Annotated in this window: 3 protein-coding genes; all 3 read right to left on the bottom strand. The window is 46.1% G+C overall.

The window, feature by feature from the left end; all coding sequences use genetic code 11:
• Nucleotides 1–4 precede the first annotated feature (4 nt).
• The 3 genes from MHB83_RS06945 to MHB83_RS06935 all read right to left on the bottom strand — a co-directional run bounded on the left by MHB83_RS06945 (nt 5) and on the right by MHB83_RS06935 (nt 24,771).
• A complete protein-coding gene (locus MHB83_RS06945; RefSeq protein WP_310025984.1) occupies nt 5–10,135 on the bottom strand; it encodes a non-ribosomal peptide synthetase in 10,131 nt (3,376 codons plus the stop codon).
• Nucleotides 10,136–10,198: 63 nt separating this feature from the next.
• Nucleotides 10,199–14,032: an amino acid adenylation domain-containing protein gene (locus MHB83_RS06940; RefSeq protein ID WP_342496755.1), complete on the bottom strand. Its 3,834-nt coding sequence runs from the start codon at nt 14,030–14,032 to the stop codon at nt 10,199–10,201.
• A gap of 44 nt (nt 14,033–14,076) precedes the next feature.
• Nucleotides 14,077–24,771, bottom strand: coding sequence for an amino acid adenylation domain-containing protein (locus MHB83_RS06935; protein WP_342496754.1), 10,695 nt, complete (start codon nt 24,769–24,771; stop codon nt 14,077–14,079).
• Nucleotides 24,772–24,779: the final 8 nt, after the last annotated feature.

Genomic DNA, 24,779 nt, shown 5'->3' with positions numbered 1-24,779 from the left:
CCTCCTACACCCAATCCAAAATCTGAATCTTGTTTTTTTCAGTCCAAACGCCGACATCCCCTGTCGGATAGAGGTATTCGCCTGTTTGATGTTTGAATGGATGCGGAATTTTATGCGTCTCCATCCAATCGGCAAGCTCTCCGCAAAGTGCCTTGATATCCTTTGCACCGATAAAAATATCTCCAGGAAATCCTACCGGCATGAGCTGATGCTCTTCGCTCAGAACATAGATTTCCGTCTCACACGAAGGATCATGAATAACTGAATAGACCTCTTCTTGATCTGGGTACAGCACGCTGACTTGTGCATTTTTCGCCCAATCGGTGATCATCCGCTCTTTTTCTTTATTTGTCACGATCGTGAAGGAAGAGAGTGGTGTCTCCACTTGTTCTGTCATGGCTTCAAGTGTATGGACCAGCTGCTGCATCAGCGATTGTATTTGTTTTTCTTTATATTGATTGAAGCGGTATGTGACCCGAAGCTCCAGCGTATCTCCCGGGACAGCCACAAGGGTCAGGTCATAGTTGGTTTCTTCATGACTAGCTATGTCTAAGATCCGTACACCATACGGCTCTACAGATTCAATCGGGTAGTTTTCAAACACGACAATGCTGTTAAACAATGATTCTCCATTCGGAATTTGGGTCATCTGCTGAATATCTGGGAGTACGGTATACTCGAATTCTCGCATGTGAAAAACCGTTTCCTGCGTCTGCGTAAGCAGTTCGGCAATGGTCCTGTCTGGTGTGATCGGCAAACGAAGCGGCAAGGTGTTAATAAAGAGCCCTGTCATGCTTTCAACCTCTGGTAAGTCCGCCGGCCGGCCAGATACTGTGACACCGAACACGACATCCTCTGAGCCTGAATGAAGGTGCAAGAGCAGACCCCATGCCGCCTGAATCAGTGTGCTCATCGTGACCTTCTGTGTCCCTGTCATTTTCTCCAGCTTCTGCTGCATGTCAGGCGTCAGTTTGATACTAATTTGATCAATACCTGCTCCTTCATCCGAGGCTTGCTCTCCGTCTCCTGGAAGTGGTGTGGCTTCCTCTACTCCTGACATATAATGTTTCCAGAACTCTTGTGCCTTCTCTTGATCCTGCTTTTGCAGCCACTCAATAAAATCTTTATATGGACGCACAGCAGGAAGGTTCATCTCTCGTTCATCCACAAGCGAGCGATACATTGAAAAGGATTCCTCAATCAAGCCGAACAGGCTCCAGCCATCAATTAAAATATGATGAAAGCTAAAAACAAACGTGCAAGTTTTCTCGTCACGATGGAACAAAGCGATACGAATGAGCGGTTCAGCCGTATTTTCCAAATCAAAATCCTTTGAACGATCGGATTGTAAATAACGCTCAATAGTTTTCTTCTGATCCATTTCACTCAGGTGGCGCACATCGTGCTGAGTGAGGTGAATGCTTCCTTCTGATTGAATCAATTGGACAGGCTCCTTTAGCCCCTCCCAAGCAAATCTTGTCCGTAAAATCGAATGACGTTCCACAAGCAGATTCCATGCTTTTTCATAGGCTTCGCCGTCCGTTAAGCCTTCGAGTGTCATATGCACCTGACCAAAATACGCCTGTGATGCTTGATCTAACAGTGCATGAAACAGCATCCCTTGCTGCATCGGAGATAATGGATACACATCTACCACATTGTCTGGAAGCTCATCTATTTGCTTTTGCGTCAGCTGGACCATTGGAAAATCAGATGGCGTAAAGCCGCCTTTTGCCTCTACACAATGCGTCAAAATGCCCTCCATTTTTTCTTTAAATCGTTCAGGTAACTGACGCACCTCTTCCTCCTGAAGCAGTTCACGATTGATCATAAAATTCATCTGAAGCTGACCACTGACAACGTATCCGTACACATCGATCAAATGCTGTCTTTCTGCTTTTGGGTCATGTACATGTCCATTTCGTTCATCTGCTATATACAGATTTGCCTCACCATCTATTTGATCTAATTGTCCAAGGTAATTAAAGCTCACCTGCGGCGCTGCCGTTTTAAGTAAACGTGATGCGGTCATGTATTGAAGTAAGCCATAGCCGATCCCCTTTTGCGGCACAGCTCTTAAGGTTTCTTTGACATCTTTAATTTGTCTCTCAACATCGGTTTGAATAAAAGGAATAAAAATAGGATAAGAGCTTGTAAACCAGCCGACTGTCCGTGACAAATCCATCTGTTCAAATAAATCCTCGCGTCCGTGTCCTTCTAACGTAATCAGTAGTGGCTTTCCAACAGCTTGCGCAAGTGCTGACAGGAGTAAATCGTTGACCTCTGTTCGGTACGCTTGTGATGCGTGCCTTAGTAAAATGTCTGTTTGATCCTTCGTCAATTGAATAGTCAGGATCTCTGCATGTTCTTCTATATTGAAAAGCGCAGGTGGTTGAAAAGGAGAACCTTCTTCCTCTTGATTCATGATCTTTTCCCAAAAAGGAACCTGCTCTTGTAATTGATCGGTTTGTGCATATCCATAGAGTGCCTCTGCCCACTGCTGATAGGAAGCGGTTTTCTTTGCAAGCGTGATCTCCTGCCCTGCCGCAACCTGCTTTAACCCATTTAATACATCTTCCTGTATGATGCGCCACGATATTCCATCCATCACAAGATGGTGGGCTGCGATAAAGAGTTCAGACGTACGATCACTTGTCTGAAAAAGAATAAATTTGATCAATTCTCCTCTCTCTAATGACAATGTTCCTTGACAAGCGCTTGTCTCCAAGCGAATTTGCTCTAGCGCTTCCTCGTGAGAAATATCCGTCAAATCAACGAAAGTGACACAAGGAATGATGCCAGGCGCACGAACGGTTTGAATCCATGTACCGTCTGCCGCTTTTGTATAAATGGCTCTCAGCATATCGTGATGATCGACAAGCTTTGAAAGAACTTGTGTTAACTGCTCGGGTTGTATCGATTGCTTGAATTCAATATGCGCTGATAGATTCCAATAATCTTGGTTTGTCATCGATTGTTCAAGGAACCAAGATTGGATTGGAAGCAGACGAACATTTCCTGTAACAGGTGATTGATCATAGGACACAGATACATCTGCTTTTTTCATAGCGCGTGCCAGCTGTGAAATGGTCTGTTTTTCAAATACATCTCTCGGCTGTATGATGTAGCCTTCCTGTGCTAGGCGTGCCACCATTTGTATGACAATAATAGAATCTCCGCCAAGCTCAAAGTAGTTATCATGAACACCGATTGAAGGAGTGCCAAGAAGCTGAGTCCACACCTTTTCCAGCACTCGTTCTTCCTCACTGAGTGCCTGATCTGCTGGTTTGTCTGCTTCTTCCTGTCTCCACACTGGCGGCGGGAGATGCTTTTGATCTACCTTGCCGTTTGGCGTGAGCGGCAGTTCCTCGAGCTCTATGAATAGGCTCGGTACCATATAATCTGGCAGTCTATCTTTTAACTTGCGTCGAAGGTCTTGCTGAGTCCATTCACCTTTTTGGACAAAGTAACCGATCAGGCGCTTATGACCACTCTCGTGCTGATGCGGAATAACCGCACATTCTACGATGTCTTCAACACTCAGCATAGCGGCTTCAATTTCTCCGCATTCGACGCGATGTCCGCGTATTTTCACTTGATGATCCATTCTTCCAAGGCAGTCGATGATGCCATTTGGGAGCCAGCGGCCCATATCACCTGTTTTATATAAACGCTCTCCTTTATGGAAAGGATGCGGGATAAATGATTGCGATGTTTTTTCTTCATCTCCAAGGTAGCCGAGTGCCAGCCCTGTTCCGCCAACGTAGATTTCTCCAATGACACCCTGCGGAACCGGCTGCAGCTGGTCGTCTAATACATAGGCTTGTGAATAAGCAATTGGCTGACCGATAGGAACGGTCGTCTGCCCTTCGTCTAATGAACGAATGTGATGCACACAGGAGAACGTCGTATTCTCAGTTGGTCCATAGCCGTTTAAAAGCCCTTCCGGTAAATACGGCAGTGCCTTGCGGATATGAGCAGCTGAGAGCGCATCACCACCGACCAATAATGCATCGAATCCAGATAAAGCTTCTGGATGTTCTTCTGTCAATCGGTTGAACAGCGGCACCGTCAGAAATCCTGTTGTGATCTTGTATGATGTCAGTGTATCAGCCAGTGTATCCATTGATAAAACTGTATTTCGATCGGTCAGGATCAGTCTTCCCCCGTTTAGCAGGGCTCCCCATATTTCATACGTAAAGGCATCAAAGGAGAAGCTAGCGATTTGTAAAATACGTGTATGTTCATCAAGGGTGACATAATCTGTTTCACAGACAAGCCGGATGACTGCTTGATGCGGGATCAATACCCCTTTTGGCTGTCCAGTTGATCCTGAGGTGTAATTGATATAAGCGAGTCCATCAGGTTTTAAGGCAGCAGGTATGAGTTCTGCTTCTGATAAAAATTCTTCATATCCTTCATCAAGACAAATGAGTTCGGTTTGACTGATGGACACCTTTTTCAGCCATTTATTTTTTGTCAGTAACAGCTGAATACCTGTATCCCTCAGCATATAATCAATGCGGGCATCTGGATATTCAGGATCAATTGGCACATAGGCGCCTCCTGCTTTCACAATCGCCAGCACCCCAAGAATCATTTCAGGCGACCTGTCGATAAGCAGCCCTACTGGTTCATGCGGCGTCACACCTCGCTGCTGTAGAGAAGCCGCAAGCCGGTCGACTTTCTCTTGTAACACACGATACGTCCACTGCTCTTCCCCGAATTCGAGAGCGATGGCATCGGGTGACTTTCTCACCTGCGCTTCAAACCGTTCCGTGATGAGAAGCGGGCCTGCAGGCTGATCTGTTTTGCCGCTCCATTCATAGAGCAGCTGATGCTTCTCTTTTTCTGGCAGGTAATTCATTTGTCTAATCGGCTGTGCTGGATTTTCACAAATACGCTCAAGCAGCTGCTCGTAGTACCGAAGGAACCGGTCCATCGTATCGTCAGAAAATAAGTCCACATCATACTCCAGTTTTAGTTGAAGACCCTCCGCTCCTTCAAAAACAAACAGGGATAGATCGAATTTGGCGGTATCGTTATCTTCAATGGCTAAAACAGATGTCGCCTCCCCCATCGGAGAAGCCTCAAGAGGCAGATTTTGCAAAACGAACATGACCTGAAACAGCGGCTGTTTGCCAGCCTCACGTACAATATTCAGCTCATCTACGACCATCTCAAACGGCACATCCTGATGCGCATAAGCGCCCATTGTTGTTTCTTTCACCCGTTCTAATAGGTCAGTGAAAGCAGGATTCCCGCTATGATCGATCCGAAGTGCCAGCGTATTGACGAAAAATCCGATGAGCTGCTCCATCTCCGTCCGATTTCTCCCAGCAATGACTGACCCAATCACAAACTCATCCTGTGAAGACAAACGGTGCAGCAAGGTAGAAAAGGCAGTCAGTAACGTCATATAAAGGGTGCTGTCTGTTTTTTTAGAAAGAGCTGCCAGCTGCTCAGACAGCGACTGCGACAGGTGGTATTTTTTCGTTTTTCCCTTGTAGGATTGAACGGCTGGCCGCGTGTAGTCATATGGCAAAACCAAATCTTCTACAGGAACAGCAAATTGCTCCTTCCAATAGGAAACCTGCTTTTGCAGCGTCTCTCCAGTCAAATACTCCTTCTGCCATAGGGCGTAATCCGCATATTGTATTGGCAGCGGCGAAAGATCAGGCTCTCTCTTGTCAATCATCGCTGTATACCATTCAGACAGCTCTCTTGCGGCAATCCCAACAGACCAGCCATCTGACACAATGTGGTGAATGGACATTAGCAGCAAATGATCTGTTTCCGACAGGCGAATCAGTTTTACCCGAAAGAGCGGATCATGCTCTAAGCGGAAAACTGTGCTTGCCTCTCTTTTTGCCCACTCAGCCGCTTTTTGTTCTTTTTCTTCCTGTGACGTCAGATCTGATAGATCCACCACTTCAAGCTCTGGAAGGGTCATATGCTCATGGATGATCTGCACCGGTTCATCGCCGCTCATGGTAAAGGAAGTTCTAAGCGCCTCATGCCTTTGCACCAATTTCTGAAGACTGCGCTGAAGCACCTTCACATCTAAAGATCCATTCATCCGAAAGGAAATTGTATTATTGTAAAATGGCAGATCAGGCTGTAATTGATAGAGAAACCACTGTCTTTGCTGGGCATAGGACATCGGAATCTTCTGACCCTTTGCCATTTTCCGCACCTGTACCGCTTCATCCACTTTTGCATGCGAATCGATCCATGCCGCTAATTCCCCAAGTCTCGTATGCTCAAAAAGAACAGTGAGAGGCACATCAAATCCCATTCTTTGTCTCACCGCAGACAGCATTTGCGTCGCCTTGAGCGAATGACCCCCGAGTAGAAAGAAATGATCACCACAGCTGACATTTGAGACATCAAGCAGCTCGGACCAAATGCTTGCCAAAAGTTTCTCCGTCTCCGTTTGAGGCGCTCTGTCCTCGGCTTCCTGTCCACTATCCTCAATGAGTGCTTTGAAATGCGCTTCATCCGGCATGCCATCCTCTGATTCTTTCCAATATTCCTCAGGAAATAGATGGACGGAATATTCACCAGATAGATGAGACTGCAAAGACGTATAAATGGACTGATACAGCCGTTCTTCAATGGCTTTTGTTTTGTCGGTTTTGAAAAAGACATACACGGCTTTCTCTGTTCGGCTCTTCGCATGGAGCATCTCTTGAATGTCCTGCTTCGACCGATCTAATCCCATATAAATGAGAGGTGCATCAGTCATCAAACATGCCAGCATCGTCTGCAAGCCCGCCCGCTTCGGAATCGGAAGATAGCCTCTTTCTTTTAACATGCCTTTGATCATTGAACCCTCGCTCATGCCGATCTCATCCCACATGCTAAAGCTAAAGCAGTAAGGCTTCACGGTAGATGTCAGCCTCTGATAATGAGCAAATTGTTCAACGAACTCATTGGCAGCGCAATAAGCGCCTACGGTCATCCCGCCCTTTAACGTTCGTGCTGATGAGCTAGAAAGAAATAAGACATTATGCCGTTTAGAAGCCGCTTCATGAAGCGCAATCGTGCCATATACCTTTGCTTCGTACATCGCATGTAAGGACGCAGACGTCATGTCCGCAAGCAGCTCTTCTTGAATGATGCCAGCGAAATGAATCACACCATGCAGCCTTTTTCCATGAGCCACCTCTTGTCTCGAGATAAGGGCTTCAAGGGCTTTTGCATCCGTCAAGTCCACTTCTTCATAATGAACAGTGCCGCCGCGTTTTTCCGCTTGTTTCTCAAGTGAGGTCAATACGTCTTGCTGCTCCGCACTTAAAACCTCTCGTGCCTTTCTTCCAAGCAGCACAAGATGCGCGTGATAGGATGTTAGAAGATGTTCACTTAGCATCCGTCCTATTCCGCCAAGCCCGCCTGTCATCACGTAAAGCCCCGATGATTCAAATGGCGGTTTTTTCCTCTTTTGTTCCCTTTCCAGATGAAGCGGCGCTATAAGAGGAATATAACGAACACCTTCACGATAAGCAGCGACATGCTGACTTGTGCCATGGATGAGCTCTGTCATGATCGCCGATACATGAGAATGACCAACCGATTCTGTGAGAGAAAAATCAAGACATCGCACCTTGATAAACGGCCATTCATGCTGAACAGCTGTCATCAATCCCGCTGTTGTTGCTTTTTCCACATGATGTACTTTGTCTTCTGGCAAATTCATCGCATGAGCGGAGACAAAGGTCATCTCTACAGGTTCCTCATAGGCGGCGATCGCTTTTGTTACATACAATGCACTCATGCTGCCAGCTTTCTGCGCTTCCTTCGCCATTGCCGCTTGAAGTGTGTCTTTCTTGTTTGTGTAGTTCCAAAGGTGAATGATTTGTTTCACCGAAACGCCATACGAACGGAGCGTCTCAAAGAGTTGTTCGTAGTCTGACGGCCGATTCGGGTGGATGATGAAGTGAGTGGGTGTGAGTTGTGTGAATGCTTGACCCGGTTCAACCGTGATATAGGTTTGTTCATGGTTTGAGAGGAATTTCAATTGATCTGCCAGCCCTAACTCATCAGCAAAGATCACCATGTCCCCTTCTGTTTGCTTTTCCGTTTCATGAAGCGGAGCGGGTGTCCACTTCTTTTGATAACTCCAATCAGGCAAGGTGTGTTCATTTTCAAGTCTGATGTCCAGTTCCTTGATGATTTCGTCAAATTCACCTTCCTGCCACCTTGTCTTGAGCTGTGCCCTTTCTATTTTTCCAGAGCTTGTTTTCGGAAAGGCATGCTTCTGGACAGGAATAATCCTTGATGCATAAAGACCCATTTTTGTCGCAATATGGGTTTTAATGTGCTGGCTAGCCCTCATGATATAAGCAGGCTCATACAGCTTCGGTGTAAAAAAGAGAATCAGTTCATCGGATGCAGATGCCTCCATCCGAACGGAGCAAGCTGCCACAAAGCTTGTTTCTACGCCGGGTACTTCCTCTGCCATGGCTTCAATTTCATAGTTGTGATAATTTTTCCCGTTGATGATGATCATGTCTTTTTCTCTACCGGTTAATGTCAGTCTTCCTTCATGCAGAAAACCTAAATCACCCGTGTGGAACCAGCCCTCTGTTTGAAAAACCTCTTGATTCGCTTCGTCATTCTTGTAATAGCCCTTCATTGTCGTCGGCCCTTTGATTTGCACGCTGCCAATATGATCTTCGGGAAGAAGCTCGTGCTCATGGTTGACGATACGAATCGTGATACCCGGAATCGGTTTCCCGAGCTCTGTAAAGCTGACGGTTCCAGTTTCGCGTGCCTCTGCTGGTCTTAGCTGCTCTGTCAGCGATGTTTCCTCAAAGGTCAGTACCCCGCTGTTTTCATCTCCCCGCTCAATCGCAAAAGAGAAGACCACGGCTGATGAGATTTCTGACATGCCGAAAGCTGGTCTGATGACGTCTCCTTTTAAGCCGTGCGGAGCGAGCAGGTGTAAAAACCGGTGAATCGTCTTCGGTACGACCGCTTCTGCCCCATTGATCATACAAGTCATAGCAGAAAGATCCCACGATCCCGAAGAGATTTCTTTCTCATAATCATTGATCATCGCAAATGCGAAGTTAGGTGCCCATGTCTTCGTTGCACGATAGCGGTCCATCCAGTCAAGCCAGCGCAGCGGCTGAGCGATGAAGTCATCTGTTCTTGCTCGAATTTGCTCACAGCCTGTGTACACATTGACAAGATGGAACATGACAATGCCGCCAATATGATCTAATGGCATCCAGTCTAACGAGACATCCTCTTGTGTAAACCCATTGGCTGCCACTGTTCCTTTGACATTCGCCAGCACACTTCTATGAGAATGCTCTACACATTTGGGCATCCCCGTACTTCCAGACGTTAAGATAAAAAAGACGGAATCATCGGGCGTGACTGGGTGTGCTTCTAGACCTCTTTCTAAAGTAAGCATTGGTTCAACGGCTGCCACACGTAATTGATCTGTATGCCACAGTAAAGCCAAGCCTTGCACCTCATCAATCAGCGAGTCATCCGTGAGAATGAGCGGATGCTCCAGCAGGTCCCAAGCGTGATGAAGCTTCTTCACTGAGGCATTCATTTCCCGATAGGTCGGGGCTGCCGACACAAGTGTTGGGACAAATCCGCCTAACACACATGCCCAAAAAGCCGTGACCATCGCATGATTCGATGAAAATTGAAAGAACACAGGATCTCCTGGCTCAAGCCCTATTGCCCTTAAACCCGTCAACACCCGCTCGGCATCCTCCTTTAACTGCGCGTAGGATTGCGTGAGCTCGTTTTCACTATTGATGATATAAGTCAGCCCATTTGTTGTTTTGGCTGCCTCAGTTAGAGCGTCCTGCAAGGTTTGTGCTCCTGCACGAACATCTATATCCCCTCCATAGGAAATGGCTGGGGGCATGTCCGCTAAAGCAGGTGAAGCCATTTGCGTTTGTATCCATTCAGCTGCGGCCTCCTGCTCCATGTGTTGGTCTAGAAATAAATGAGAGAGGTGATATGGCCGTGGTCGAATGGTTTTTTCACGAGAAAAAACAGCGAAGCGTTCGATTTCGTTGGTTTGTAAAATGGTTTTCTGTACATCTTGTAAAATCGTATCCATTGATTCATGTACATTCGATTGATTAATGGTTGATGGTTTCATATGAGTTCCTTCCCTTTTTTGTCAGGCAGGGCTGCCAATGTGCACCCCTGCCTCATCTAAAGTTCACAAGACTGTTTCTCTATTTTTATGATGGACTATTTCTTTAATTAGCTGTGCATTTCGGGCGGCACATTCTTTGTTTTTGAACATATCGGCGTGCTGACCATAGCCTTGATATTGTCGATAAGCGCCGGTCGTCGCAGTTTCCCAATGTTCCATCCATTCTGGTATCGCAATGTTTTCTTCGGATTGGATGAAATCAATGTTTGCTTGTATCTCTCCTTGGTTCACCCCCTTAACAAAAGTTTCATAGTAAGCCCTCGTTTTTTGAGCAAGCGCGTCTTGAATGAGCTCCGCTTGGGCAAGTTCACTTTGCTTCGACTGATGGACGATCGCTGCAATATCGTCATCAATGGATCGTCCTTCTAAATCACTTTCTCCTATTTTCTTATAGGAATCGATCATGATGACTTTTTCGACGGTCCGCCCTGCTTGTTCGAGCGATTGAACAAGCTCAAAGGCTAGGTAGCACCCGCCAGAGTAACCCATCAAAGTCAGCGGTCCTTCAGGCTGAAGGTGCTGGATATGCTGAACGTATTGCGTGATTCGGTGATCAGCTTCAATAAAGTCAAAGGCGATCAAACGAACACCATCGAGCGTTTTTGCGGCTTCCTGATAGATAAAGCCATAGCCTGGTAATGGGGGTAGAGCAAAGACTGTTGGCGTTTGAGATTCATTGAATACAAGATAGCCGGCTGCTTCCTGATCCTGCTGTTGAATATAACGGCTGATTGCTTCAATGGTAGGCGTCTCAAACAGCAAGTGAATAGGCACCTGAACATCGAATTCCTTCGACATCTTGGATAAAAGCGACATCGCTTTTAATGAATGCCCGCCAAGCTCAAAGAAATGGTCATCTGTGCTGATATCTTCTCGTTCAAGCACTTCCCGCCACATCACAAGTAGCTTTTGTTCTACCTCATTTACCGGAAGCTTCACATGACGGTTTCCTTGAGGCAACGCTGGCTTTGGCAGCTGACGTTTATCAACCTTTCCATTTGGCGTAAGTGGTATTTTCTCAAGTCTGATCAGGTCATGAGGCTGCATGTAAGCCGGAAGTTTTTCCTTCAGCCCTGATTTGATCACATCCAGTTTATCCTTCCACTCCTCCTCACACGTCATATAGGCGAGCAGCCTTGTATGCTGCGTGTTATGCTGATCAGCTATAAGAGCCGCTTGTTTTACACCTGGATGCATGAGAAGGTGGGCTTCAATTTCTGACAGCTCAATTCGGTGACCGCGAATTTTCACCTGATCATCCACTCTGCCTGCATACTCAATCAAACCGTCCGTTCGAAAATAAGCCAAGTCTCCTGTACGATACAGCCTTTCTCCCGCAGCGAATGGATGCGCGATAAAGGCTTGTTTTGTCAGATCAGGACGATTCAAATACCCCTTCGCAAGCCCTTTGCCGCTCAGACAAAGCTCTCCGACCATTCCAATCGGCTGAAGCTGCCTGTGCTGACTCAATATATACGCACCCGTCTGGTTGAGCGGCTTTCCGATTGGAATCGAACGGGCTTCCATCGGCAGAGCCTCATCGACTGGATAATAAGTGGCGAATACTGTTGATTCGGTTGGGCCATAGACATTGATGAGTCTGCCTTTCCCCATGACAGCAAAGGCTTTCCTCACATGCTGTACCGATGCCCGCTCTCCTCCGAATAGCACCTTGCGCACACTACGCATCCAGTCGGTTTCTTCATCAACAAGGAGATTAAATAATGCCGTTGGAACAAACATGACAGAAATGTTTTCCCTTTTAATCAATCCCGTCAGCTCGCCCATGTTTAAAATGGTCTCTTTGTTCGGCAAGACAAGCTTCGCTCCGTTTAAAAGTGCGCCATACACATCAAATGTAAAGCCATCAAATACGCTGTTGGATAATGACAGCAGTGTATCTGTTTCTGAAATGGTTAAGTAGTTTGTATTTTTGACCACCCGGGCAATATTGGAATGGGTCGTCATGATGCCTTTTGGCTGACCTGTTGTACCAGACGTATACATGATGTAAGCCGTATCGTGTAAGCCTGCTTCAAGCGGCAGATTCTCTGAGCTCATCAGTGAAATTTCTTGATCATCTGCAAACAGATACTTTCCATCAAACGCAAGTCCCTTCACTTGACCGATAAAGGATGAGTGAGTCAGTAGATGCGTTGCCCCGCTGTCTTTAAGCATGTATTGAATGCGGCTTTCTGGATAATCGGGATCAATTGGCACATAGATTGCACCTGCTTTTAAGACAGCAAGTAGACTGACAATCAGTTCAGGCGTGCGGCCCGCTAAAATGGCGATGACCGTTTGATGCGTGACCCCATTTTTTTGCAAATGTCTTGCCAATCGGTTAGCTTGTTCATTCAGCTCCGCATATGTCATCGTGTGCTCACCTGCTGATAATGCGACCGCATTCGGTTGTTTGCGGACATTATGCTCAAACCATTTCGACAAATATAGCTGGTCATGCTCAAGCTCGGGCGCATTCCATTCCTCAAGAATCAGCTGCTTTTCCTGTTTCGTGACAAGTGTAAGTGTATGAACCGATTGATCAGGATGCTTGATCGCCTCGCTCATCAATAAACTCAGCTGCTCCTTTAACCGTTGAACAAATTGAGGATCAAATGCTTTTTTGTTAAAGGCCAGCTTCAATTGCAATTGTTCTCCTGGTGATGCCAGCAAATTGAGATCATAGTTCGATTTTTCATACACATTCATGTTTTCCACAGTAAATCCTAACCGCGCCTCTTGCTCGTCCTTCTTTGCGGCTGGGACATTTTCAAACACGACAATATGATCAATGAGTGGCTGATGACCTGTCTTTGCCTGAATATCATAAATCGGAATATATTGATGCGGCTCGGCTGCAAGAGACTGCTGCTGCGTTTCTGACAGAAGAGAACGGAATGTCATATCATCTGTCAGCTGAATTCTTCTTGGGATGACATTGATGAACAAGCCAACCATTCTGTCAACACCAGCTAAATCTGCCGGACGTCCCGACACAACCGTGCCAAACAGCACATCATTTGACCGCTGATATCTGCTCAGCAGAATTGACCAGACCGATTGCAGCACACTGCTTAACGTCGCATTTTGCTGGAACGCTAACTCTGATAAAGCAGCCGTTTCTGCCTTACTCATCGACCATTCCAATTCGCCTAATTCATGTTCATTCGTTTGCTTTCTCTGTTCTTTAAAGGTAGATTGCCCATCAAACCCGGCTAATGATTGCTGCCAATATTGAAGTGATGCTTGTTTATCTTGTTTTTCAAGCCATTGAATATATTCTTTGTACGGTTTAACCGGTTCCAGTTTGTAAGGGATGTCATGTAAAAGGGCATGATAAATCGCAAATAACTCCTGCACCACAAGCCCAAAGCACCAGCCATCAAGAAGGATATGATGATAGCTCCATATCCAGCGATAGCTGGCAGGGCCCGTTTGGAAAACTGTTGCCCGCATGAGAGCATCCTTCGAAAGGTCAAATCCTCTCAGACGATCCTGTTGTTTAAATGTCTCAAGACGTACAAGCTGTTCGTCTTCAGAAAGATTCTGCATGTCCACCACATCAAGCGTAAAAGGACGTTTCTTCAGCACAACTTGGACAGGGCGCTTCACTTTTTCGTGGAGAAATACGGTACGAAAAATATCGTACCGCTCCACGATGACATTCATGCTTTTCTCAAGTAAGTCATGACGCAGTGTGCCCTTTACGTTCATATCCATTTGCTCTACATAAAAGCCCTTTTCTTGGTGATGGAGGGTATGAAACAGCATGCCTTCTTGCATCGGTGACAGATAATACATGTCTTGAACTTGATCCCTTTTAAATGAACTCATCTATTTCATCCTCCCTTCCCGTTTTTATGACTGATCTCATGTTGTTAGGTCAATTTCTCCTCAAGCATGTCAAATATATCGTCCATTTCATCCATTTCAAGGTCACCAGCAGAGAAATCACTTGGTGTAAATTCTCGTTCGTGCTGCGTTAAACAATGAGTCATGATGGATTGGATTTTTTCTTTTAGCAATGCCATGAACTGCTGTATCGTCTGTTCTTCATATTCATCTGTACAATAGGAACACGACAACATGAATCGATTGTGTTGAACAAGACCACTGAGATTCAGCTTATAGACAGCTTCTGAATCAGGGCTTGCTTGTCGTCCCATATCATAGGCGGACGGTCCAAAGAGTTCAGTCGTCACTTCCTGATCAATCTGCCCAAGATAGTTCAAGCTGATTTCAGGCTGTACATGCTGTCCTGACGATTCAGTGGCTGTGAGGTATTTTAAAATCCCGTAGCCGATCCCTTTATTCGGGACACGCCGCAGCATCTCTTTCGTTCCTTTAATAGCCTCAGCTACGGTCTGATCCGGCTTTGCTTTCAGTACGACTGGGTACATACTCGTAAACCATCCAACCGTGCGGGAGACATCCAGCCCTGATAAAATATCCTCTCTTCCATGACCTTCAAGCTGCACATGTACATGGGATTCACCTGTCCACTCCTGAACGGCAAGACCGAGCGCACATAGAAGAATATCGTTCATTTCCGTTGTGTACGGTAGATGAATGTCTGTTAAAAGATGCTCGGTTTCAGACTCTGAAAGTTGCATCTGTACTGCTTTTGTTTGAGCCACTTTTCTTTTCGTTACTTTATGATCAACAGGTAAAGTGGTCATTGGCGTCCTGTCAATCTCATTCCAGTACTCACTTTGGCTTTTTAACGGCTTGGACTGTGCGTATCGTTCGATCGCCTCTGCCCATTCTTTAAAGGAGTGGGTTTTAGGCGGTAGGACGAGCGTTTGTCCTTGGGCTGCCTGTTGATAAAGAGACATAAAGTCCTCTAGTAAAATTCGGCATGAGACACCATCAATCACAAGATGGTGTGTCACGATAAGTAAGTGATCGCCATCTTTTGCACGGAAACAGATCACTTTCATGAGCGGACCTGTTTCGAGGTTCAGCTGACGCTGATACTCGTTGGCATAGATGGAAATGGCTTTTTTCACGTCGTGCTCTTTAGATACATCATGAGAAATAACCGCAATCGGTTCAGTGAGCTCCCGCTGATTGTATTGCAGGATGCCGCCATCCTCTTGCCTGTATACCATGCGCAGTGCATCATGATGTGAAAGTAATTTCTGCATCACTTGTTCTGTCATCAAAAGGTCAAATCCATTTGGCGCATGAAGCATCATCGAGAGATTCCAATGATGCTGGTCAGTGAATGTTCGTTCAAAGAACCAGCGTTGAATTGGAATCAACATGACTTCCCCTTCAACCGATGATTGGTCGGCTGTCAGTTGATCAGCTTCTTCGATATATGGGCGCAGCTCCGCAATCGTTGGGTATTCGAAAAGCAGTTTCATATCGAGCTTCCAGCCTGCTTGTGTGAGCCTGCTTGCCATTTGAATGCCTTTAATCGAATCTCCGCCAAGGAAGAAGAAGTGATCGTGAATGCCGACTTGGCTGACGCCAAGCACGTCTTCCCAAATGCCACAAAGTAGTGTTTCCACTTCGTCTCTTGGGGCTTCGTATGCTGTTTGGTTCGCTTCCATATTTGGTGCTGGCAATGCTTTCAGATCGACCTTGCCATTTGCCGTCATCGGCAGTTGGTCAAGCTTGATGATCCAAGAAGGCACCATATAGTCTGGCAACGTGCGTTTTAAGCTTTCTTTTAAGTCTTCTGTTTCATTCTCCGTGATGACATATGCGGCAAGGGCATCCTGTTCACTGGCATCTTTGACCGTTGTCACGACTGCTTCTTTGACTGAATTCAGTTCAAGAAGCTGAGCTTCAATTTCTGACAGCTCAATCCGGAAGCCGCGGATGTTGACCTGATGGTCTTTTCTGCCGAGATAGATTAGCTCGCCATCCTCCGTCCATTTCACTAAATCGCCTGTCAGGTACATGCGCTCACCTGGATAAAATGGATCTGGGACAAAGCTTTTCTCTGTTTCCTCTAGAAGATTCCAGTACCCTCTTGCCAGTCCTTTTCCTGCGATCACAAGCTCACCCGGTACGCCTGGCGGCGAGAGATCATATAACGAACCCATAATGTAAAAACGGGTATTGGCAATCGCTGTTCCGATCGGAAGCGTGCCTTGATCTGGCTCGATGATCCCGCTTGTCGCTACGACTGTGTTTTCAGTTGGACCGTAGTTATTCACGAGTTGATATGGAACAGGCTTTACCTGTTTCAGCTTGTCTCCTCCTGTTAGTAAGTAACGCAAGGAGTGATTGTCCATCGACATAAACTGCTCGCATAGCTGAGTCGGCAGGAATGCAATGGTGATATTTTCGTCATTGAAATACGCATTGAGCTTGATCATATCGAGACGAATCGCTTCATCAATGATGTGCAGCTCTGCGCCGGCGATCCATGTCGGGAACATTTCCCAAATGGAAGCATCAAAGCCAAAGCCGGCATATTTAGCGGTTCGATCCGCATTGGTCACTTGGAAAGCATGATTGTGCCAGAACGCAAGATTCACAAGGGACTGGTGCTCAACCATGACACCCTTCGGCTGTCCTGTTGTTCCAGACGTGTAAATCATATAAGCGAGATCAGTTGGTTTGACATAAACATGAATGTCTTGTGCTTCGCTTTCTACCGCATCTTCTATCAATAGGACATGACCTGTGAAGGAAGTTGGTGCAGTTAATCCTTTTTGCATGAGAAGCACCTCTGCCCCGCAGTCTTCCAGCATGTAGGCAATACGCTGATCCGGATAATCCGCATCAATTGGAACGAATGTCGCACCTGACTTCAGGACGCCAAGGACGGCTGCCGTCATGTCAAGGGACGGACGGGTGAGAATGCCGACGCGGTCTCCTCTTTTTATGCCGTTTGAGATGAGCCTTGAAGCGACTGTATTTGCCCGATTGTTCAGTTCCTCATACGTCCAGCTCGTTCCGCGGAAGGTCGCCGCTTTTTGATGAGGTGTCTGGTATGCCTTAGCCTCAATCAGTGCATGAACCGTTTGATCTGACGGTACATGTAGCACAGGGCCTGACCATTCATTGATCAGTTCTTGTTTTTCCTCTTCATTTAAGATCGAAAGCGATGAAATTGGTTCATTTAGCTTCGCCAGCATCTCGTCTATGATTTGTTCATAATATCGACTCCAACGCTGAATGGTCTTCTTTTTAAACAGCGCCGTTGCATATTCAAAGCGTAAGCCCACTTTGTTCTTTTCTTCGAATATACCGAGCGTTACATCAAATTTTGCATGAACTGTCTCTTGCTGTTTTTGCGAAAGCTTGAATCCATTTAGTTTCGGTAACGTCATATCACGGTCATCCGTTGTCAGCATGACACTAAACAATGGGTTGCGGCTAGTGTCTTTCGGAAGATCTAACTGTGCTACCAATTCCTCAAACGGAAATTCTTGATGTTCATAGGCTGATAGACTTCGATCTTTCATTTTTTCAAGCAATTGTGCTGTGGTTTCCTCGAGCTGCACTTCATGTCGAAGAGCCAGTGTATTCACAAACATGCCTGGAACCCGTTCGATTGAAGCATGTGTACGTCCTGCTGTGACAGCGCCTATGACGATATCTGTCTGCCCAGTTAATTTGGAAAGGAAAATAGCAAATGCCGTTTGCATGACCATGTTCATGCTTACACCTTTTTCAGCCATGAGTGCTTTAATGGTCTGCACCTTCTCAGGAGATAACCATCTATCGACTCGGTCTCCTTCAAATGACTGGACATGAGGGCGCGGAAAATCAAGTGGCAGTGCCAAATCTTCAGGTGGCTCTGCGTATTGCTCCAGCCAATATTGACGCTGTTTCTGGAGCAGCGCTTGCTGCTTTTCTTCCTGCTGCCACACCGCATAATCCTTGTAGTGCAGCTGAACTGGCGGTAACGTCTTTTTCTCATACAGCTCTGCCAATTCTTGAATGAGCAGACTGCGTGTGACACCATCTGCGATGATATGGTGCATATCCATCATGAACACATATTTTTCTTCAGAAAACTTCGCCACCTTTGCCCTCATTAATGGTGCTTGATGTAATGAGAATGGGGTGATGAATGCGTCTATGACAGGTTGCTCATGACCTTTCTCTACTTCAACAACCTCTAACGTAAACGGCACTCGGCGATACACTTTTTGAACGGGTACGCCGTCAATTTCTACAAAGGCTGTCCGCAATGATTCATGTCGTTCGATCAAGGCTTGCAGCGCTTCTTCTAGCTGCTTTACATCTAGACTGCCTTCCATCATCAATACGGCAGGCATATGGTAAGTCACTGCTTCTGGATGCAGCTGCTGCAACACATACATCCGCTTTTGAGCAGAAGAGACAGGATAGAAATCTTGCTTCTCCGCCGGCTGAATGGATGTCATGTCCGAGGAACCCACTTCTTCTAAATAAGCTGCCATCGCGCGTATCGTTGGCTTTTCAAAAAGGGCTTTGAGCGGCACATGCTTGTTCAGCTTGGCTTGCATTTTTGAAATGAGCACCATGCCTTTGAGGGAATGACCTCCCAATTCAAAGAAGTGATCATGCACACCTATTTGTTCAACCGCAAGTACTTCTGACCAAATATCGCAAAGTGTCTGCTCAAGTGCCGTTTTTGGTGCTACATGCACCGCGCGATTCATATGCACCTCGTGCGGAAGCGGCAGAGACTTCGCATCTACCTTTCCGTTTTGCGCGAGCGGGATGTGGTCGACTTTGACAAAGTACGTTGGGATCATATAATCCGGCAGTGTCTCCGCAAGCTTTTCTCTAAACGTCAGTGTTCCAATCGGTTCAGGCGACGTGTAATAAAGTGCAAGCTCTGGTAAACGGGACATATGAAGTACTTTGACATACACCTCTTGAATGGATAATCGTGCACGTGCGGCATGCTCAATTTCCTGCTTCTCAATACGATAGCCGCGGATTTTTACTTGATCATCTATTCTTCCGAGAAACTCTATGTCTCCATTTGCATGCTGTCTGACCAAATCTCCTGTACGATACATCCGTTCTTCAGAAAAATACGGATTTTCTAGAAAACGCTCTGCCGTTAATTCAGGCTGATTCAAATACCCTCTCGATACACCTTCCCCTGATATATAAAGCTCTCCAGGTGCGCCATAAGGAACGAGGCGCTGCTGCCGATTGAGTACGAGCGCTCTTGTGTGAGCAATTGGCTGTCCGATCACAGAGCGATCCTTGAGTGTGCCTAGCTCTTGTTTTGTGATCAGCTTGGTCACAGTTCCAATGGTTGTCTCTGTCGGGCCGTAGTGGTTCATCACAGCCACACATGGATGCTGTTCCATAAATGTCTCCACATCCTCAGAGACAATCGGTTCTCCTCCAAGTATGACAAGGCGTAAAGCGTTAAATGCATGATCCTTCGAATCTGCCATCATATGAAATAAGGATGGTGTCATTTTTATATAAGTCAGCTCTTGTTCATCAATTAAACGCATGAGTCGTACCGGGTCTGTATACACATCTTCACGAGGCACATACAGGGTTCCTCCTGCCTTTAAGACAGGGAAAATGCTTGTGTAACCAAGATCATATGCATAAGAAGAAAGAAGTGCCGTCCGATCGCATTCTTGCAATGTCACCTCATTTGTCAGCCAGTTAACGTAGTGTGATAGATTACGATGCGTGAGCTGAACACCCTTCGGTTTTCCTGTTGTCCCAGATGTGTAAATCACATACGAAAGTTGATTGGCTGATGCTTCCGGTAAATCTAACATGCGGCTTTGAAGTACTGCTTTTTCAACCTGCACGACCTGAATCGACTTGTGATGTTGATAGGACCCTGCAAGAGACTCATTTGTTACGATCACTTGTGCACCTGAATCTTCTAACGTGTAATTGATACGTTCCGCAGGGAAGGCCGGATCAATTGGCACAAATGCACCTCCTGCTTTCATCACACCAAGCATTGAAACGATGACATAGACAGAGCGATCAAGAATCAGCGCTACAGTCTTTTCTTTCTCGACGCCACGTATCTTCAGTTCACTGCCAAGCGCATTTGACATGTCTTCCAGCTCGCGGTAAGTGAGCTTCCGTTGATCATCCATCACCGCAATGGCATCTGGTGTTTCCTTTGCCTGACGTGAAAATTGGACGTGGAAAGGCTCATGATGATTTGTTTGCACTTCGTCTTTTTTCTCCAACCGCTCTATTTGCTCATGCTGTTCAAGAATAGGGAGCAAGCCGATCTGTTCCTCCGGGTGTTGGACCGCTTCATGAATAATCGCAAGAAGATGCGTTCCGAATCTGCGGACCGTCTCTTCATTAAATAACGCCGCTGCATAGTCAAAGCTCAGCTTTAATGCTCCCTCTCGTTCAAATGCTTCTAGAGACAAATCAAATTTGACTGAGTGATGCTGTATGGCATAAGGCGAAATGTGCAGGTCGCCGAGCTTTAGCGCGGGAACCTCCATGTTCTGCATGTTAAATGACACGCTAAAGAGCGGGCTTCGGGTTGTATCACGATCTAACGGAAGACGTGCAATTAACTCTTCAAGCGGATAGCTTTGATGAGCAAAAGCATCAACACTCGTTTCTTTTATTTCTTCAAGCAGCTGTAAAAATGTCTTTGTTTGCTCTGGTTTTCCGCGCATCGCAACGGTGTTGATAAACATCCCCGGCATGTCCTGTATATCAGGATGTGTCCGTCCTGCAACAGGGGAACCAACGATGATATCTTCCTGACCGCTATAGGTGGCAAGCAGCACCTGAAAAGCAGATAACAAGAACATGTACATGGTCGTATCTGTTTTCTGAAGCAGGTCATGAATCCGCTGAGTCGTCGCTTGATCACAGCCAAACATGAATCGTTCTCCTGAAAAATCACGTTCCGCTGGACGCGAGAAATCAGTTGGCAGCTCTAATACTGGCAAGTCTCCTTCGAATTGCTTCAGCCAATAGGCTTCATGCTCCTTCTGTTTCTCCGTATCTTCTTCACTTAACTGCCAGACAGCGTAATCTTTATAATGAATGGCTCTTTCTGCAAGAGCTTCGCCATCATAGGCCTTCGCCAAATCTTGTATGAACGTCTTCATGGAGCTGCCATCTGTAATGAGATGATGTGCTTCCAAGACGAGAAGATGACGGTTTTCACTGACCTTCAACAACTGGGCTCGTAATAAAGGCGCAGCTGTTAAATCAAATGGTGATTGATGTTCAGAAAGAAATGCCTCCGCCTCTTCTTCCTTGATATCATGAACAGGAAGGTCAAATCCCGTCCATTCATTCACTCTTTGAACAATATCTTCTCCATTCATATGAAAACTCGTTCTTAGAATTTCGTGCGTTTGGATCAACTGATCGAACGCCGATTTGAGCCGCTGATATTCGAGCGTTCCTTCAAGCGTTAAGACGATTGGAATATGATAATTCGTGCTGTCTGGTTCAAGTGTCTGCAAAATGTATAAACGGCGCTGAGCTGGTGATACCGGATACTCGTCCGCCTGCTCTGCTGGTAAAATCGGATGCCCCATTTCTTCTTGACCATCCTGATCGATATATGTTGCTAATGAACGAATCGTCGGCTTCTCAAAAATCACTTGAATCGGCATTTCCTTTTGAAGCACCTCTTGAATCTTCGCGGACATCATCATCGCTTTAAGAGAGTGCCCGCCAGCCATGAAGAAATGTTCATCTACTCCTACCGTTTTTCCAAGAAGCTCCTCCCAAATTTGAGCGAGTGCCTTTTCTGTCTCTGTCTCAGGCGGAATGATTTCCTTTTTCTCCTGATACGCTTCGTCCGGCTTTGGTAAAGCTTTTCGATCTACCTTGCCGTTCGATGTGAGCATAAAAGCATCCAGCTTCATCACATGGTGCGGCACCATATAAGCTGGGAGCTCTTGATTAAATAAATCTCGCACTTCTTCTTCTGTCATTGTCCCTGTGAAGTAAGCAGTGATTTCCTTTTCATCTGAGGAAAACGAATGGACAAGCACAACCGCATCATCTATGCCCTCTTTTTGCTGAAGCACTGATTCAATTTCACCAAGCTCAATACGGAAGCCTCGAATTTTCACCTGATCATCTGTCCGGCCGAGGAATTCGATTTGGCCATCCGCGCCATACCGAGCCAAATCCCCTGTTCGATACAAACGGCCTGACGGCTTAAAAGGATTTGCCATGAATACTTGATTGGTCAAATCTGGACGATGGAGATACCCTCTTGCGACACCATCCCCGCCAACATACAGCTCTCCTGGCGCTCCAATTGGCTGCAATCGTTGATCATCATCTAAAATATAAGCCGACGAATGGTTAATCGGCTGGCCAATTGGAATTGGACCCGTTTCATCTCCTCTTACTTCGTAAATGGTCGAGATGGTTGTATTTTCTGTTGGACCATAGGCATTCAGCAAAACAAGTGCTGGATGATGCTGTTTCACAAGCTCCGCACTCTTCACATTGATCACGTCACCGCCTGTAATTAATGTGGTTAATCCTTTGAACATTTGTGGCCGCTGCTGAGCGAGCTGATTAAATAATCCAGTCGTTAAAAAGAGCGTCGTGATCTGATGTGTTTGGATAAATTGTTCAAATCGATGAATATCCAATAAAGTATCGCGGTCAACAGGATACAGCGTCGCCCCACCCAGCAGCGTGGTAAAGATTTCAAAGGTAATGGCGTCAAAGCTGACGGCCCCTGTATGAGCCATACGATCCGACTTATTCAAGCCTAATTTCTCCTGAGAGCAAGCCAATCTCACAATATGCTGATGCTCAATTTGAACCCCTTTTGGCTGTCCAGTTGATCCCGATGTATACATGATATACGCCAAGTGAGATGGAGACGTCCTGACTGATACATCCATGTGTGAGTGATGAGGCTGACTCGTCACATGTACAGCCTTGATCTGTTCATCAACTGGCGGCTGACTATCAGCATGAAGCAAAATGGATGCGCCACTGTCCTCAAGCATAAATCGGATTCTTTCTTCAGGCTGCGAAGGATCAATCGGCACATAAGCTGCCCCTGCGTGCAGAACTGCTAAAATGGCAATCACCGCATCAGCTGATCGGTTCATATACACTGCAACAGCATCTCCTGGCTGTACGCCTTTCTCAATAAGACTGCCAGCTAAACGACTGATTTCTTGTCCGAGCTCCTCGTACGTGAATGTTTGATCGCCTTCAACTAATGCCAGATGGTCAGGCTGCGCCTTCACACGTTCATTGAGCAGCTCAGGAATAGACAGATGCTTCGGATAATCTCGCTCCGTCTGATTCCACGCTTTGATCTGCTGCTTCTCCTCTTCCGTGATACACGTCACGTCCTGAAGGCGTACTTCAGGGTTTTGGATGATTTGCTTCATGAGATTGGTTAGATGTTTCGATATGTTTTCAATGATCTTTTCTTCAAAAGCTATGGCGTTGTATTTGATTTTCAATGTCCATGTTTCACCTGGATACACAAGGATATTTAGGTCGAAATTCGTTTGTTCAAATCCGTCCTTTACATCAATGGAAAAACCAAGACGTGCAGACATGGTGTCACCAGACAGCTCCTGATCTAAAGGATAGTTCTCAAACCCAACCAAATGATCAAAAAGCTGCCCTCCAGCAGCTGTCTTCTGCTGAATGTCATAAAGCGGCATAAAATCATAGTTTTCCGCTTCCAGTGCGTGCTGCTGAACCTTTTGAAACAGCTGTTTAAACGTCTGTTTCTGATCCAATGTCACTCGAACGGGTATCGTATTGATAAACAGCCCTGCCATGCGCTCAATTCCAGATACACTTGGAGGTCTGCCCGATACAACGGTGCCGAATGTGACGTCATCAGCTGCATGATAGGTGCCTAAAAGAACAGACCAGACAGCCTGAAACAGGTTCGGGGCTGTCACTTGGCATTGTCTTGCTACATTTTGAATGGCTTGTACCGTTTGAGCATCCCATGTAAACGTCCATTCCTGATGGTCGTATTGTCCGTTCGCTTCTTTTTGCTGCAGCAGCCCTTGATGCTGAACCGCTCCATCTAGACGCTCCTGCCAATAGCTTTCCGCTTCTTGTTTATTTTGCTTTCCAAGCCACTGGATATAATCTGCATAAGGCTTACCCTGTGAGCGATCCGGCGTTCGACCGTTCCGAAAAGATTCATAGTAATGAAACAGTTTTTTCATTAAAACACCCATGGACCAACCATCCATGATGATGTGATGGTTGCTCCAAATTAGATGCCAATTTGTTTCATTTACTTGAAAAACAGCGACCTTCAATAACAGATCATTTGTTAAATGAAATCCTTGCTTTCTCACTTGTTTTTTATATTGATCCAATACCTTTTGCTGCTCTTGATGATTCAGATGTGATAGATCCTCTCGATACACATCGAGATGACGTTCAGCAAGTACAACCTGACGAGGCTTTTGTAATTGTTGATAAACAAAGGCTGTACGGAGAATGTCATATGTCCGTATGAGCTCATTGAGACTTTTTTCAAAAAGAGCGTGATCAAATTCTCCGCTTATTCCAAGCTCAAGCTGTGTGAAATAAGAGGAGGAATTAGGGTCTAGCATGGCATGATACAGCATGCCCTCCTGCATGGGTGTTAAAGGATATACCTTTTGAATCTTCTGCTTGCTCATATGTCCAC

It is taken from the genome of Bacillus sp. FSL K6-3149, from assembly GCF_038630515.1.
Lineage (GTDB): Bacteria > Bacillota > Bacilli > Bacillales > Bacillaceae > Bacillus > Bacillus pumilus.
The sequence above is the reverse complement of the archived record's forward strand: the minus strand, read 5'-3'. Positions and strand labels throughout refer to the sequence as shown.